Genomic DNA, 13,892 nt, shown 5'->3' on the forward strand with positions numbered 1-13,892 from the left:
CAGGAAGTCTGTTATCATTTGTTATCAGGACGCTTTAATAATTTTTCTGCCCGATGGGGGTGTGTTTTCACCCAATTGCCTGCGGGCAGCCAACAAAAATAAATTTGAAACTCATTTTAGAAAAGTGGGGCCATCCGGTGAGTCGCAAAAAGAAAATTTTAATTGTCGATGATGAAGCCATGATTCGGCGCATCTTATCTACGCGCTTGACCATGGTGGGGTATGACGTTGCTGTGGCCTGCGATGGCGCTGAGGCCCTTGAGGTATTCGCCCAGGAAAAACCCGACCTCGTCGTGTTAGATGTGATGATGCCCAAGCTGAACGGCCTGGAAGTGTGCGAGGAGCTGCGGAAATCGACTGGGGTGCCTATCATTATGCTGACGGCCCTTGGGGATGTGGCGGATCGGATTACAGGGCTTCAGATGGGCGCGGATGACTATTTGCCCAAGCCGTTTTCGCCGAAGGAGTTGGAAGAACGCATTAACGTGATTCTGCGGCGCGTCCACGGCAGCAGCATGACTGTGGCGACGGATAATCCGACGGCTGGGGTGTTGTTGGCAGGGCCGCTGCGGATTGAAGTCTACAAGCGCCAAGTATTTCTCAATGGCGAACGGATCCAACTGACGGGGATGGAGTTCGATCTATTGGAGTTACTGGCTGGAAATGCCGGCAAGACCGTCTCCCGCGCCGATATTTTGCAGAAGGTGTGGGGCTACAGCCCTCGCCACTATGCCGATATGCGCGTGGTGGACGTACACGTCTCGCGGTTGCGCTCTAAGATTGGCGACAATCCTAAAAATCCAGAGTTTATCCACACGGATTGGGGAACGGGCTATTTCTTCCAAGGCGTGACGGCAGCACCTTCCAACGCGCCCTCTACCCAGGTGGCGATCGCTTAGTCCTTCAATACAAGAGTTTTGGCTCCTCTGGCTGTGAAAGCGTGCTCCTTCACAGCCTTTTTTTGTTTAACTGTTCGGCGGGAAGTCCCGCGCTCTAATCGCTTCGATTGAGCGACGGGATGAAAGCCAGGGCGATGAGGAGTTCAACCCCCGAACAATTTTGACCAGCGCTCAAACAGCGAGCGGGGTTGGCGACGACTTGTGCTGAGCCTGTCGAAGTAATCGCCAAAAGTGTAAGATTGAGGAACACCAACTAATTACAAGGTTTTTCCACCCCTCCTTTTGTGTGTCGAGAAAAATATCACCCTCGAAAACGTAATGGTGACGCGCCAACGCAAGGAAGAAAGGAAAGCTCAAATCAATATTCATAAAGTCGGCGGGAGGTCTATCTCGTGGACTATAAACAAATTGCCTGCGGACGGGGCTCTGAACGGGGATTGTAAGTCTCTCGCGATCCAGGAAAGACCGGAAGATGTAGGAACTTCTCAAAGTGCGGTACTCCTTCAGTGGTGGTACATGAGCCGAGAAGCCCGCGCTGTATGTGTAGCATCAGCGTCGGGAGTATGTCACGATTGCAGTGAAGATTGCAATGCCCTACCTCTGCAACAACTGCTATGACTTTCGACCTCAGCCAGACTCGTGCTTTCCCTGCCGCTTTACCGCTGAGGCGACCGGAGCTATTGGCTCCCGCAGGGCACTGGGACTGCGCTAAGGCTGCGGTTGAGAACGGGGCCGATGCCATTTACTTTGGGCTGGAGCGCTTTAACGCGCGGATGCGATCGCAGAATTTCATCGAAGCCGACCTTCCCGAGCTGATGGACTTTCTCCATCGACGGGGCGTGAAGGGGTATATCGCATTTAATACGCTCATTTTCCCCAGCGAATTGCGAGAGGCAGAGCAATACTTGCGGACGATCGTGGCCGCTGGGGTGGACGCGGCGATCGTTCAGGATGTGGGGATTTGTCGGCTGATCCGCCACCTATCCCCAGACTTCCCCATTCATGCCTCTACTCAGATGACCGCGACCAGTGCGGCAGGGGTTCGGTTTGCCCAAACCCTCGGCTGTCAGTTGGTGGTGCTGGCGCGGGAATGTTCGCTCCAGGAAATTCATAAAATCCAGACACAGCTCGGGGCGCAAAACCTTTCGCTACCGCTAGAGGTATTCGTGCACGGGGCGCTCTGCGTCGCCTATTCCGGTCAGTGCCTCACCAGCGAATCCCTAGGCGGTCGCTCTGCGAATCGGGGCGAGTGCGCCCAGGCCTGTCGGATGCCCTACGAATTGATTGTAGATGGCGAGCGGTTGGACTTGGGCGATCGCAGTTATCTCCTCAGTCCCCAGGATTTAGCCGGACTGGACGTATTGCCGCAGTTAATTCAAGCGGGGGTCAGTTGCCTCAAGATTGAGGGACGGCTCAAAACCCCAGAGTACGTGGCAAACGTGACGCGGGTCTACCGTCAGGCCATCGATCGCGTTCTCGCCCAAGGCCCTGCCGCGACCGATTCCGATCGCTACGACCTTGAAATGGCGTTTTCGCGCGGGCTGCATACGGGTTGGTTCCAAGGCATCGACAACCAAGCGCTGATTCACGCCAGGTTTGGCAAAAAACGCGGCGTTTATCTAGGGGAGGTCGCCCGGATCGATGGGGAGAAGGTGAGGATTCGACTCGAAGCGCCGCTCAAACCTGGAGATGGCGTCGTGTTCGATTGCGGCCATCCCGAAGCGCCAGAGGAAGGCGGGCGGATCTATGCGATCGATCCGGTTGGACCGGAGGTGCTGCTGACCTTTGGCCGCGATCGCCTCAATTTCCGGCGCATCCACGTCGGCGACAAACTCTGGAAAACCAGCGACCCAGAACTCGATCGCCGCCTGCGTCAAAGCTACGAGGGCGATACCCCTAAATTTCAGCAGCCGATTTCCATGGAAATCCACGGCAGCGAAGGGCAAGTGCTGACGGCGATCGCCCGCGACCCGCAGGGCCACATCGTCCGAGTCGAGTCGGATGCGGTGCTAGCGGCAGCCCATACCCAACCCCTCACCACGGAAAAACTAGAGGCGCAGTTGGGACGGCTGGGCAATACGCCCTTTAAGCTGGGGACGCTGACCAATGCCCTAGAAGGGGACGCGATGATTCCGGTGAGCGCGCTGAACCGGATGCGGCGGGAGATTGTGGCGCAGATGGAAGAACGGCGATCGCGTCCCCAACCCTGGACGCTTAATGCCAACGCGACGGTTCGAGATTTACTGCCGGAATCGTCAAAGCCCTCTTCTGAAAATGCCGAGCTCATCGTACTGGTGCGGAAACTGGAGCAGATCCAGGCGGCGCTCAATACAGGCATTAATACCCTCTACTGCGAATTTGAAGATCCGCGCGCCTATCGCGAGGCCGTCGAGATATTCCGCAAGCACCAAACTACTGACGGGCAAACCATTTGGGTGGCTCCCCCTCGCATTATCAAGCCTGGCGAACAATGGATTCTAGAACAGGTGCGTCGCGCCAATGCCGACGGGTACCTGGTGCGCAACTACGACCACCTCGACTTCTTTGCCGACGATCGCCGCATTGGGGATTTTTCCCTGAACGTGGCCAATGCGATCGCCGCAGATTATTTTCGCCAGTTCGGCCTCGAACGCCTCACCGCCTCCTACGACCTCAATATCCAGCAGCTCGGCGACCTCTTGCAGAGCTGCCCCCCAGACTGGTTCGAAATTACGATCCACCAGCACATGCCCATGTTTCACATGGAGCACTGCGTCTTCTGCGCCTTTCTGTCCGACGGCAAAGACTTCCGCGACTGCGGCAGACCCTGCGAAACCCATGAAGTCAAACTGAAAGACCGCATGGGGGCAGAGCACGTCCTCCAGGCCGATGCGGGCTGTCGCAATACCGTCTTTAACGGCAGCGCCCAAACTGGCGCAGAATTTGTGCCGCACCTCATGAATGCCGGGGCGCGCCATTTTCGCGTCGAGTTTTTGCAAGAACCCCCGGCCCGAGTGGAAGAAACGCTCCGGCGATATCGACAACTGCTCCAGGGAACCCTCACGGGCACCCAGCTCTGGAAACAGCTCCAGCTCCAAAATCAGCTTGGCGTAACGCGCGGGACGTTAGGAAAGGTCTAGTGATGGGAACCAACCTCCCCAAAGCCGATGCCTTTTTAGTCTGTGGGTTGGGGAGTTTGGGACAGTCTTGCATTGCGGCGCTCAAAAGCTTTGGCGCGACGGTCTATGCCATCGATCTCGCGGTAGTCCAGTATTGGGAAATCCCTGCCTTGGCAACCCAGATCGATGGAGTTTGGCTTGGAGACTGCCGCCAAGCCTCGGTGCTAGAGCAAGCCCACATTTACAACTGTCGTGCCATTCTGTTGGTCACGAGCGACGATCGGGTGAATCTGAGTGCTGCCTTTGCCGCACGGGCATTGAACCCAAATATTCGTCTGATCGTGCGATCGCAGCAGCAGAACCTGAACCGCCTTTTGGGCCATCGCCTCGGAAACTTCATTGCCTTTGAACCTACCCAGCTCATTGCTTCCGCGATCTCCCTCGCAGGCTTGCAAGACGAAACCCTCGGATTTTTTCAACTCGACCATCGTCTGTTTCGCGTCGCGCAACAGACGATAACGCCCAGCCATCCTTGGTGCAACCAACGCCAGCTCTACGAACTCAATACCTCCACGCGCCGCGTTTTGAGTTGTACCCATACTGAGAATGATTTCCCGCCCCAATTTTATCGCTGGGAGCCTCAGTCCTCAGTTCGGGCAGGCGATCGCATTGCTTACCTAGAAATTGCAGATCGGTTGATATCTATGGAGGATGCTGGTTTTCAATCTTTGCCCGTGCGCCGCTTTCGACTGGATTTGCGTTGGGGAGAGCAAGCGCTGAGACAGGCCCTGAGACTGCGATGGCGATCGCGCACTCAAACAGAACGAGTGGCGATCGTCGGCATTCTGAGCATGCTGACGCTCGTCGTGCTTGGCACCCTCCTGTACAAACTTCACTATCCAGAGGCGACGTTGCAAGATGCCATCAACGTTGCATTGGTCCTGATCTTGGGCGGCTACGACAACCTGTTCGGGCAACTCAAGCTCCCATTTCCCATTCCAGTTTGGCTCCATTTCTTTAGCTTGGGATTGACCGTTGCAGGCACGCTATTTATTGGAATCATCTACGCGTTTCTAACTGAAAGGGTGTTCTCGGCCAGGATAAATTTTTTGCAATCCCGTCCGCCCCTGCCAATCGCCAACCATGTGGTTTTAATTGGTTTAGAGCGCGTCGGTCAAGAAGTCGCAAAGCTCCTGCACGAACTAAAGCAGCCCTGTGTCGGCATCAGCGCTGAAAATTTGGATGCAAACACCTTGCCTCATTTGCCGCTTGCCGTCGGCACGATTCGAGACGCACTGCTAAAGGTCAATCTCGCAACGGCGCGCAGCGTTATGATTTTGACCGACGATGAGATGGCGAATCTAGAAATTGGGCTGACGGTGCAGACCATCAATCCCGACTGCCCGCTCGTGTTACGCACTGCCGATTCGCAATTTGGCGATCGCATTGCCCAGCTTTTGCCCCACGCCCAAGCTTTTAGCGTGGATGCTCTAGCTGCCGAGGTATTTGCTGCCGCCGCCTTCGGCGAAAATATTTTAAGCCTGCTGCACCTCCATCGCCAGACGGTTTTGGTGACGGAATATCGCATCGAAGAGAAAGACACCCTCCAAGGACGCCTCATTGCGGAGGTGGCCTATGGGTTTGGCGTAGTACCTATCCTCCACGAACGGTCGTCGAAAGAATCTGCCAAGCTCATGCCCTCTGAGGATATTCGCCTAGAGGCGGGCGATCGCCTTGTGGTCCTTGCCACCCTAGAAAGTTTGCAAAACATTGAAAAGGGCATCATCTCGCCCCCCACTTGGCAAGTGCGCATCGAGAAAGCGCTGGCACCCAATTCGATATTTGAAGGAACGTCGATCCTCAGCAGAATCTCTGGGTGCGAGCTCGGTTTGGCCCATGCCGGAATGAACTGCCTGCCCGGAACGTTCGACGTGCCGCTCTACAAACCTCAAGCGCAGCGCCTTGTCCGCGCCCTGGGCAAGGTTCAAATTTTAGCCCGCATCGTTACTAGATCGACGGAAAACTGACACGGGCGATCGCAAGGTACGATCTGCCACATAGACCCTTGCAATTGCCAGTTCCGACTTCAGGAAATTCCGCTCCCGAGCAACGTTTTTACAGTTGGAGATGCCAGCGACTCGCGCAAAGCCTCTAGCGCCTGAGGCACGACGCGATAGTACATCCAGGTGCCTCGCCGCTCCTTGGTTAAAAACCCTGCATCGAAGAGCACCTTGAGGTGATGGCTTACCGTAGGTTGCGATAGCCCCAAAGGCTCGATCAGTTCGCAGACACAGGCAGCGCCAGCAGGTTGGGCTGCAATGAGACTCAGCAATTGCAGCCGAGAAGCATCGCCCAAGACCCGAAACATTGCCGCAAGTTGTTCTGCATCGCTGGACTTGAGATGGTCGAGCAGTAGCGGCGGGCAACAGTCTGAAAGAAATGGTTTCATACCTACTATATTGACAAACATCGATATGCTTGGCAACATATAGATATCGATAAATATTGATGTCTATCGATTTAAGGAGGAAATTAGATGTCGCGAGTTCAACTGGCTTTGAACGTCAGCAATATTGACACTGCTGTTGCCTTCTACAGCAAGTTGTTCGGGGCCGAGCCTGCAAAACTTCGCCCCGGCTATGCCAACTTTGCGATCGCAGAACCTGCCCTCAAGCTGGTGTTGATTGAAAATGCCGAAAAAGCCGGAACGCTGAATCATTTGGGAGTAGAAGTGGAAACCTCCGATGAGGTCGAGGTTGCCCTAACTCGGCTCGATCGGTCTGGTTTGGCTGCAACCCTTGAGAAAAATGTCGATTGTTGCTATGCACTCCAGGACAAGGGTTGGATTAAAGACCCAGATGGCGCACCGTGGGAAATTTATACGGTTTTAGAAGATTCCAGCATTCATCGTCCCAGTCCGCGTCTTAACCTGAAAACGGCCTGCGGTACTCAGTGTTGTTAATTGCAAACATGGGTGGCGATACAGGCGAGTGATGGATTGAAAGTCCGACAAACGCTCAAATAATATTAAAGGTGCAAAACCACATTTCGTAGGTTTTTCCATGAACATTAAATTTTCCAGCGCGATTCTTAGCGCAATAGGTTTCCTGCTAGCTGCCTGCGGTGGGCCAGAACGAGTTGCGGATTCTGCTCAGCTTCCGGTTCAGCTTACACCTCAGCTGCCGGATGCTAGCTTGACTGGCACGATCCAGATTGATGGTTCTAGTACCGTGTTTCCAATTACAGAAGCCATTGTAAAAGCGTTCAAAACCCACAATCAAAAAGTTCAAATTGACAGCAAATTTTCTGGTACGGGAGGTGGATTTAAAAGGTTTTGTAAAGGTGAAACCCATATTAGCGCTGCCTCCCGTCCAATTTTAGAACAAGAGATGGAAGTTTGTCGGCAGGCAGGCACCGCTTATATTGAGCTGCCGATTGGATTCGATGCGCTCACCATTGTCGTCAACCCTCAGAATAGCTGGGCGAAGGACATCACTGTGGCAGAACTAAAGCGGCTGTGGGAACCAGCCGCTCAAGGCAAAGTCAAAACGTGGCGGCAGGTGCGCTCTTCCTGGCCAGCAACACCCGTTAAGCTCTTCGGCCCCGGCAAAGATTCGGGGACCTACGATTACTTTACAGAGGTTGTAGTGGGCAAAGATGGCGCGAGTCGCAGCGACTACACTGCCAGTGAAAATGACAACGATCTGGTGGCAGGGGTCAGTAAAGATCCTGGCGCACTAGGCTACTTTGGGTTTGCCTATTTCGAAGCCAATCAAAGCAAGTTAAAGGTTTTGGGAATTGATAACGGTCAGGGAATCGTCGAACCGTCTCGCGAAACAGTGGAGAAAGCTCAGTATCAGCCTTTAGCGCGGCCCTTGTTTATCTACGTGAACTCTAAGGCGGCTCAAGACAAGCCCGAACTTCGTTCCTTTGTGAACTTTTACCTCTCTAGCGGTAAGAAATTAGTGAATGCTGCGGGCTACATTCCCCTCCCAGAAGAAGGGTATCGTCTCTCGCTGCTTCACTTTGAACGGGGTAAAGTTGGCACCGTGTTTGGAGGCACGCCACAACCTAACCTCACCATCGGTCAACTCCTTCGCAAACAGGCTGCGTTTTAGACGTCAAAGGTGGTGCAGAAACGGCAGCGTTCGCGTACATCAACTTGTTGCCAGCGTACTATAGCTACTCAAAACCCAATTAACCTTCATGATATCGTTCGACCATCCCCCCAGAATCTTGTTTTTGTATGGCTCCTTGCGGGAGCGTTCCTACAGTCGCTTGCTGGCAGAAGAAGCGGCCCGCATCATTGAGGACTTTGGCGCAGAAGTGCGATTTTTCGATCCGCGAGAGCTGCCCATTTACGGCAGCGTGCCCGATACCCATCCCAAGGTACAGGAGTTGAGAGAACTGAGCCAATGGTCTGAGGGTCAGGTTTGGTCTAGCCCGGAACTGCACGGGCAGGTTTCGGGCATTATGAAAAATCAAATCGACTGGATTCCATTGAGCATTGGGGCCGTGCGACCCACCCAGGGCCGCACGTTAGCGGTAATGCAGGTCAGCGGCGGGTCGCAATCATTCAACGCGGTGAATACGCTGCGGTTGTTGGGGCGCTGGATGCGGATGTTTACGATTCCGAATCAGTCTTCGGTGGCCAAAGCCTATCAAGAATTCAACGAAGACGGCACCATGAAGGATTCCGACTACCGCGATCGCGTCATCGACGTGATGGAAGAACTTTACAAGTTCACGCTACTACTGCGAGATAAGACAGATTACTTGTGCGATCGCCATAGCGAGCGTAAAGCGCGGGCAGCCAAACAGATTGCAGCAGTGGCCGACCGCGCCCTCGAAATTCCTGCCCGACAACCATCATCCTAACGATAGAGAGTATTGAATCCATGAAGCGCGTCATGTTTGTGTGCAAGAAGAATTCTGCCCGATCGCAAATGGCAGAAGGATTTGCCAAAGTCCTTGCTAATGGGAAGCTGGAAATCGTCAGTTCTGGACTGGAAGCCAGTCAAGTGAATCCGGGGGCGATCGCTGCGATGGATGCGGTCAGTATCGATATTCGCGACCAGACTTCTAAACCCCTCAGCGACTTTAAGGCGGAAGATTTTGATGCGGTTGTTTCCCTGTGCGGGTGTGGCGTGAATTTGCCAACGGATTGGGTGATGCGAGATATCTTTGAAGACTGGCAATTGGACGACCCTGCCGAACAACCCGAAATTTTTCCGAGGGTGCGCGACGAAGTAGAAGAGCGGGTCAAAACCTTAATCCAGCAATTAACCCATGAAGAATCTTCTGAGATTGCGTAGCCGAGTCAAGGCTGAAGCCGCTCGGCGCAGACCAAAGTATGGGTTGCGGTCAGCAGCGGCGATCGCCGAAGGAATTGGCACCTTCATTTTGGTCTTTGCAGGGACGGGCGCCGTGATGGTCGACCGCATGAGCGGCGGTGCTGTCACACACCTTGGAATTAGCTTTGTGTTTGGCGCTGTAGTTGCGGCTTTAATTTATAGCCTCGGCCATATCAGCGATGCCCACTTTAATCCGGCTGTGACGCTAGCATTCTGGGCCAGCGGATTTTTTCCGCGTCAGAAGGTAATGGCCTATGTTCTGGCTCAGGCTTTGGGCGCAATAGCAGCATCGGGACTGTTGCGATTCTCGCTCGGGAATGTGGCCCAACTGGGAGCGACGCTTCCCCTCCAAGGGAATTGGATGCAATCCTTTATCCTCGAAATCGTGCTGACATTTATTTTGATGTTCGTCATTTTGGGATCTGGTCTAGATCGCCGTTCTCCAGTGGGCTTTGCGGGCTTAGCCATTGGGTTGACCGTGGGACTAGAAGCAGCATTTATGGGTCCGATTACGGGGGCGAGTATGAATCCCGCGCGATCGTTGGGACCCGCGCTTGTGGGTGGGATTTGGCAGCATCATTGGTTGTACTGGGTGGCACCCATTTTAGGCGCGCAGTTAGCGGTACTGACCTATCGACATTTATCGAATAATTTTCAAGATATAGCGCCTTAAATGGACTGAGGCTCGATCTGAGTCGTTTCAGGATTTAAAGGGTTATTTTGAAAACGAAGCAGCATCTACAATAAGTACGAGAAAGCTGACAATCTCTCGAATCAAGGCTTTCATCGATCGCTCCTCCAACAAACCTCGATCGTTAATGCTGATTTTGAAGTAGCGTTTCAATAGCGATTGTGACAATAGGGTTAGATTGATGGCTGAAATGGCGATCGCGGTTGAGATACAGACGACTGCGATACCGATATTGTTACGCTCATCTTTAGAAATCACATCAGTAGACGGATAGAGCTTATTTGTATGGATAACGATTTCCTCAAGCGAATTATTTTAGAACGCGATTATAAAACTTCTCTCCTACGGGAGAATCTCGAGCTAGGTAATATCGATAAAGATATTTTATTCCAAAGTCTAAATGAGATAGCAACGCTTCAATATAGATACTTCGGGCACTTTGACATCATCAATATTCCGGCAGGTTCGACTATAGAGGAAAAGCTGAAATCTATGAAACAAAGCTTCTTTGTTCTCGAGAAATCAGTTGCGTTTGTTGATGGTATTGTTGCTGCACTATCCTCTGGCTCTATCAATAGGCATCTTTTGTCTCCTTACCATGCCAAAAATAACGAGATGTCTATTCGTAATAGAATCATCGTTAGCGGGCACAATGAAATTCTTGAGAGTTATGGCTTTCAACCATCGGATCTATAAAAATTTTACTTTTCGACTGCTTCGGCAACGACTTGTGGCGCGGTTGTGGCGCGGGGTCAATTCTCCTCTGGCTCAAACGACGAAACTCGCACGACTGCTTCTAGATTTAATGGCCCATACAGGTGGGGAAATGTACCGTGGCCGGGGACTTTGTCGTAACGGAGTTCTGATGTGAGGAGCGCGCGATCGATCTCTAGGAGCACCAATCCCGTCTGGCCTCGATAAAACTGATTTCCCACCCACGGGACTTGGTCTCGTTCTGAAAGGTGGATAAACCCTTCTGTCTGCAAGGATGCTGCCCGATAAATCCCTTCAGCTCGAGCGGCCTGCCAGCAAATGGCTTCTGTAATGTGAAAGAGGTTTGTCATGGGGCGATGTTGGGTACTGCGGGAATTTTACCCGAGAGTTCGCACCGACCCCAAACGGGACCCAGATGCTGTCGCTTTGCCCGTGAAGCTTTTACCCCTGCGATCGTCGCAATCGCAAAGGTTCAGACGTGTTTTTTTGGCTACGGCGATCGCCCCATCCCCCTAAAACCGATCGCCCCTCACAGCACAACATAGGATCTTAGAGGGATAACTCCATATACAGCCGCTCGCGCAATCCCAAACGGTCGTTCGGCTTTGGAAACAAACGCTAGACCAGGGGAAGGCTGAGACGATGGATTCTGCTGACTGGCTCTGAGAAGGAAACGCGATCGCCCCATACCCTATATTTGTCTACGATGGACATCAAGAGATCCGCAGAGAAAAAAGACTACGCACTGGGTAGCCAATCTTTATGTAGCCTAGAATTTAGATGGACTAAGCCATTTCAACCCGCCCTTGTCCCCCAGATGCCCAGCTCAATCTCAGTCTTTTCCGAACGCACCAATAAAACCTGATCTTAAACGCACGATCGTTTTATGAGATTGAAATTTTTGCAAGCCGAACGTTCCTCTAGGAAAAACCCATGACGATCAATATCAGCGTTACAGAGGCGGAGGCCAAAATCTCAGAGTTGTTTCAGCAGATCCGTAAGGGTGAAGAAGTCATCATTTTGGAGAATGGTCATGAGCTAGCGCGAGTGATTCCAAACAAGCAACTTAAGGCTCGTCGGATTCCTGGGATTGATGAGGGGAAAATTATTTTTGCGCCTGATTTTGAGGATCCGCTGCCTGAAGATATCTTGAAAGCGTTTGAGGGCCTAGACGTAGAATGAAGGCGTTGCTTGATACGAATGCTTTTTTATGGTCTGGGGAAAAAGGATAGGTTGACCGCTCAAGCCTACGAGATTATGCAAGATCCAGAGAATGAGATATTTTTGAGCGTTGCTTGTGTCTGGGAAATTATTATCAAGACGCGCTCAGGAAAGTTGACGCTTCCCGATTCGCCTGAGCTATACGTTCCTAGCCGGATTGCTCATTATGGGTTTCAGCTTTTGCCTATTGAGATCGGGCATGTTTTACAGTTATGGACTTTAGCGGAACATCACCGCGATCCGTTTGACCGAATATTGGTGGCTCAAAGCCAGGTCGAACAGCTTCCCATTATTACGTCTGACCAAACCATTCCAAAGTATCCTGTTCAAGTGATTTGGTGAGTTTAATGCTCTTCTGTCAGAAAGGATCGCCATGAATCCGCAGAGCTGGTTTAGGTTTGGCGATCGCAAAGCGTCTCTGAAAGAGAATCGCCCCCTACAAAAACCACCTCGCTGAACTGCGATCGCCCTCTACAACCAAAACATAGGATCGCAGAGGGATGCCCCAGATACAGTCGCCCACGCACCCCCAAACAGTCGTTCAGCTTTTGAAGCAAACGCTAGACCAAGGGGAGGCTAATGCAATGGATTCTGCTGACTGGCTCTGAACAAGAAATACGATCGCCCCAGCCCCTAAAAGCGATCACCCTTCACTAGCAAAGCTGACGATCGCAGAGGGACGGACAAAATCTACCGCGAAAGCAAAGGCTTCCCAAGAAAATGGGAAGCGAGGAGACCGACCTCTTAAGACAAAATCTTTGGTGTTGCGATGAGTGGGATGCTGGGGTAGACTATGATAACGTTCAAGTTATCAAAAGTTATGAAATTCTGTGAGTCAGTGGAAAGTTGAATTTTATAAGGTTCCCAGCGGCAACTCGCCCGTTCTTGAATGGTTTAAGGCTCAAGAGCCGAAGGTTAAGGCCAAATTTGGTCGGATTTTCGATCTTCTGCAAGAACAAGGTACCGCCGTTGGTAAGCCCTATGTTGCACCACTAGCAGACAAGCTGTATGAAATCCGCGTTGAGCAAGATACGAACATTTACCGAACCCTGTACTTTGCTTACACTGGCAAGCGTTTTATCCTGCTGCATGGATTTCAGAAGACAACCCAAAAAACTCCAAAGAAAGAACTGGATTTAGCTCAAGAGCGCATGAACGCATTTTTGGCTGAAGAGAAGTCTAAACAGGAAACTCCGACTAAAGATCCAAAACAGACAAAGGGTAAGAAACGATGACGACTACCAATACTATTTCCTGGGATTCTGTTCGTGCTGAGATCCTTGCCAAGCCAGCGGTAAAGGCTGAATACGATGCGCTAGAAACTGAGTTTGATGTTGCTCGTCACGTTATTGCACTAAGAAAAGCAACGGGTTTAAATCAGCGGGATTTTGCCGATCGCGTGGGGATTAAACAACCGCAATTGGCTCGAATCGAGTCTGGAAAGCAAATGCCAAAGCTAGAAACCCTAATGAAGTTGGCTGCGGGAGCAGGCTATGCAATTGAAGTTCACTTTGTCTCTGCTGACGAAAGCTCAGTCCCTAAAATTGACCCCTTACACATTCCATCTAAACCGCTAGCACACGCTTGAATTTAGACAGACCCCCAGAGTTTGCTTGGGGTTGGGCATCGCCCCCCACAAAAACCACCTCGATGAAACCCGATCGCCCTCCACAGCGAAAACATAGGATCGCAGAGGGATGACTCCAGATACAGCCGCCCACGCAATCCTAAACGGTCGTTCAGCTTTTGAAGCAAACGCTAGACTAAGGCGAGGCTGAGGCGATGGATTCTGCTGACTGGTTCTGAGAAGGAAAGGCGATCGCCCCAACCCTCCTAAATGCGATTAACCTCCACAACCAAGACATGTGATCGCAGAGGAACAAATTTCAGATACAGATGCTCACTCAATTCAAAG

At 52.0% G+C, this 13,892-nt stretch carries 17 protein-coding genes; 14 read left to right on the forward strand and 3 right to left on the reverse strand.

Features of this window, described 5'->3' with window-relative positions:
• The first annotated feature begins 113 nt into the window (after positions 1 to 113).
• From rpaB to R6H26_RS21455, 3 genes are all read left to right on the forward strand, one after another.
• Complete coding sequence (rpaB, locus tag R6H26_RS21445; protein ID WP_404791400.1) at positions 114 to 899, forward strand: response regulator transcription factor RpaB; 786 nt, start codon at positions 114 to 116, stop codon at positions 897 to 899.
• Positions 900 to 1,513: 614 nt separating this feature from the next.
• Positions 1,514 to 4,018: a DUF3656 domain-containing protein gene (locus R6H26_RS21450; protein WP_404785394.1), complete on the forward strand. Its 2,505-nt coding sequence runs from the start codon at positions 1,514 to 1,516 to the stop codon at positions 4,016 to 4,018.
• 2 nt (positions 4,019 to 4,020) lie between these two features.
• Positions 4,021 to 6,024: a potassium channel family protein gene (locus R6H26_RS21455; RefSeq protein ID WP_404785396.1), complete on the forward strand. Its 2,004-nt coding sequence runs from the start codon at positions 4,021 to 4,023 to the stop codon at positions 6,022 to 6,024.
• A 59-nt stretch (positions 6,025 to 6,083) separates the two neighbouring features.
• Here the strand turns inward: R6H26_RS21455 and R6H26_RS21460 are convergent, their stop codons facing one another.
• Positions 6,084 to 6,446, reverse strand: a complete 363-nt coding sequence (locus R6H26_RS21460; protein WP_404785397.1) for an ArsR/SmtB family transcription factor — start codon at positions 6,444 to 6,446, stop codon at positions 6,084 to 6,086.
• Between the two features lie 87 nt (positions 6,447 to 6,533).
• Between R6H26_RS21460 and R6H26_RS21465 the strand changes: the two genes are divergently transcribed.
• The 5 genes from R6H26_RS21465 to R6H26_RS21485 all read left to right on the forward strand — a co-directional run bounded on the left by R6H26_RS21465 (position 6,534) and on the right by R6H26_RS21485 (position 10,024).
• The gene (locus R6H26_RS21465) at positions 6,534 to 6,959 is read left to right on the forward strand and encodes an ArsI/CadI family heavy metal resistance metalloenzyme (protein ID WP_404785399.1); all 426 of its coding nucleotides are present in this window, start codon (positions 6,534 to 6,536) and stop codon (positions 6,957 to 6,959) included.
• Between the two features lie 100 nt (positions 6,960 to 7,059).
• The gene (locus R6H26_RS21470) at positions 7,060 to 8,115 is read left to right on the forward strand and encodes a PstS family phosphate ABC transporter substrate-binding protein (RefSeq protein WP_404785401.1); all 1,056 of its coding nucleotides are present in this window, start codon (positions 7,060 to 7,062) and stop codon (positions 8,113 to 8,115) included.
• Between the two features lie 88 nt (positions 8,116 to 8,203).
• Entirely contained in the window at positions 8,204 to 8,875 is a 672-nt protein-coding gene (gene arsH / locus R6H26_RS21475; RefSeq protein ID WP_404785402.1) for an arsenical resistance protein ArsH, read from the forward strand.
• 20 nt (positions 8,876 to 8,895) lie between these two features.
• Positions 8,896 to 9,312, forward strand: a complete 417-nt coding sequence (gene arsC / locus R6H26_RS21480; protein ID WP_404785403.1) for an arsenate reductase, glutathione/glutaredoxin type — start codon at positions 8,896 to 8,898, stop codon at positions 9,310 to 9,312.
• Positions 9,287 to 10,024, forward strand: a complete 738-nt coding sequence (locus R6H26_RS21485) for an MIP/aquaporin family protein (protein ID WP_404785405.1) — start codon at positions 9,287 to 9,289, stop codon at positions 10,022 to 10,024. The genes arsC and R6H26_RS21485 overlap by 26 nt, the downstream gene beginning before the upstream one ends.
• 42 nt (positions 10,025 to 10,066) lie before the next feature.
• On the opposite strand, the gene R6H26_RS21490 is transcribed toward R6H26_RS21485, so the two are convergent.
• On the reverse strand, positions 10,067 to 10,300 hold the full coding sequence (locus R6H26_RS21490; RefSeq protein WP_404785407.1) for a hypothetical protein: 234 nt from the start codon (positions 10,298 to 10,300) through the stop codon (positions 10,067 to 10,069).
• Positions 10,301 to 10,327: 27 nt separating this feature from the next.
• Between R6H26_RS21490 and R6H26_RS21495 the strand changes: the two genes are divergently transcribed.
• Positions 10,328 to 10,738: a hypothetical protein gene (locus R6H26_RS21495; protein WP_404785409.1), complete on the forward strand. Its 411-nt coding sequence runs from the start codon at positions 10,328 to 10,330 to the stop codon at positions 10,736 to 10,738.
• Positions 10,739 to 10,794: 56 nt separating this feature from the next.
• On the opposite strand, the gene R6H26_RS21500 is transcribed toward R6H26_RS21495, so the two are convergent.
• Positions 10,795 to 11,106: a DUF952 domain-containing protein gene (locus tag R6H26_RS21500; protein ID WP_404785411.1), complete on the reverse strand. Its 312-nt coding sequence runs from the start codon at positions 11,104 to 11,106 to the stop codon at positions 10,795 to 10,797.
• A gap of 6 nt (positions 11,107 to 11,112) precedes the next feature.
• On the opposite strand from R6H26_RS21500, the gene R6H26_RS21505 reads away from it, so the two are divergent.
• The 5 genes from R6H26_RS21505 to R6H26_RS21525 all read left to right on the forward strand — a co-directional run bounded on the left by R6H26_RS21505 (position 11,113) and on the right by R6H26_RS21525 (position 13,565).
• A complete protein-coding gene (locus R6H26_RS21505; RefSeq protein ID WP_404785413.1) occupies positions 11,113 to 11,301 on the forward strand; it encodes a hypothetical protein in 189 nt (62 codons plus the stop codon).
• A gap of 388 nt (positions 11,302 to 11,689) precedes the next feature.
• The gene (locus R6H26_RS21510) at positions 11,690 to 11,938 is read left to right on the forward strand and encodes a type II toxin-antitoxin system Phd/YefM family antitoxin (RefSeq protein ID WP_404785414.1); all 249 of its coding nucleotides are present in this window, start codon (positions 11,690 to 11,692) and stop codon (positions 11,936 to 11,938) included.
• A gap of 18 nt (positions 11,939 to 11,956) precedes the next feature.
• On the forward strand, positions 11,957 to 12,319 hold the full coding sequence (locus R6H26_RS21515) for a type II toxin-antitoxin system VapC family toxin (protein ID WP_404785416.1): 363 nt from the start codon (positions 11,957 to 11,959) through the stop codon (positions 12,317 to 12,319).
• A gap of 488 nt (positions 12,320 to 12,807) precedes the next feature.
• Complete coding sequence (locus R6H26_RS21520) at positions 12,808 to 13,212, forward strand: type II toxin-antitoxin system RelE/ParE family toxin (RefSeq protein WP_404785418.1); 405 nt, start codon at positions 12,808 to 12,810, stop codon at positions 13,210 to 13,212.
• A complete protein-coding gene (locus tag R6H26_RS21525; protein ID WP_404785420.1) occupies positions 13,209 to 13,565 on the forward strand; it encodes a helix-turn-helix domain-containing protein in 357 nt (118 codons plus the stop codon). The genes R6H26_RS21520 and R6H26_RS21525 overlap by 4 nt, the downstream gene beginning before the upstream one ends.
• The last annotated feature ends 327 nt before the right edge of the window (positions 13,566 to 13,892 follow it).

The organism is Altericista sp. CCNU0014 (assembly GCF_044923475.1).
In the GTDB taxonomy this organism is placed as follows: Bacteria; Cyanobacteriota; Cyanobacteriia; order Thermosynechococcales; family Thermosynechococcaceae; genus JAAURS01.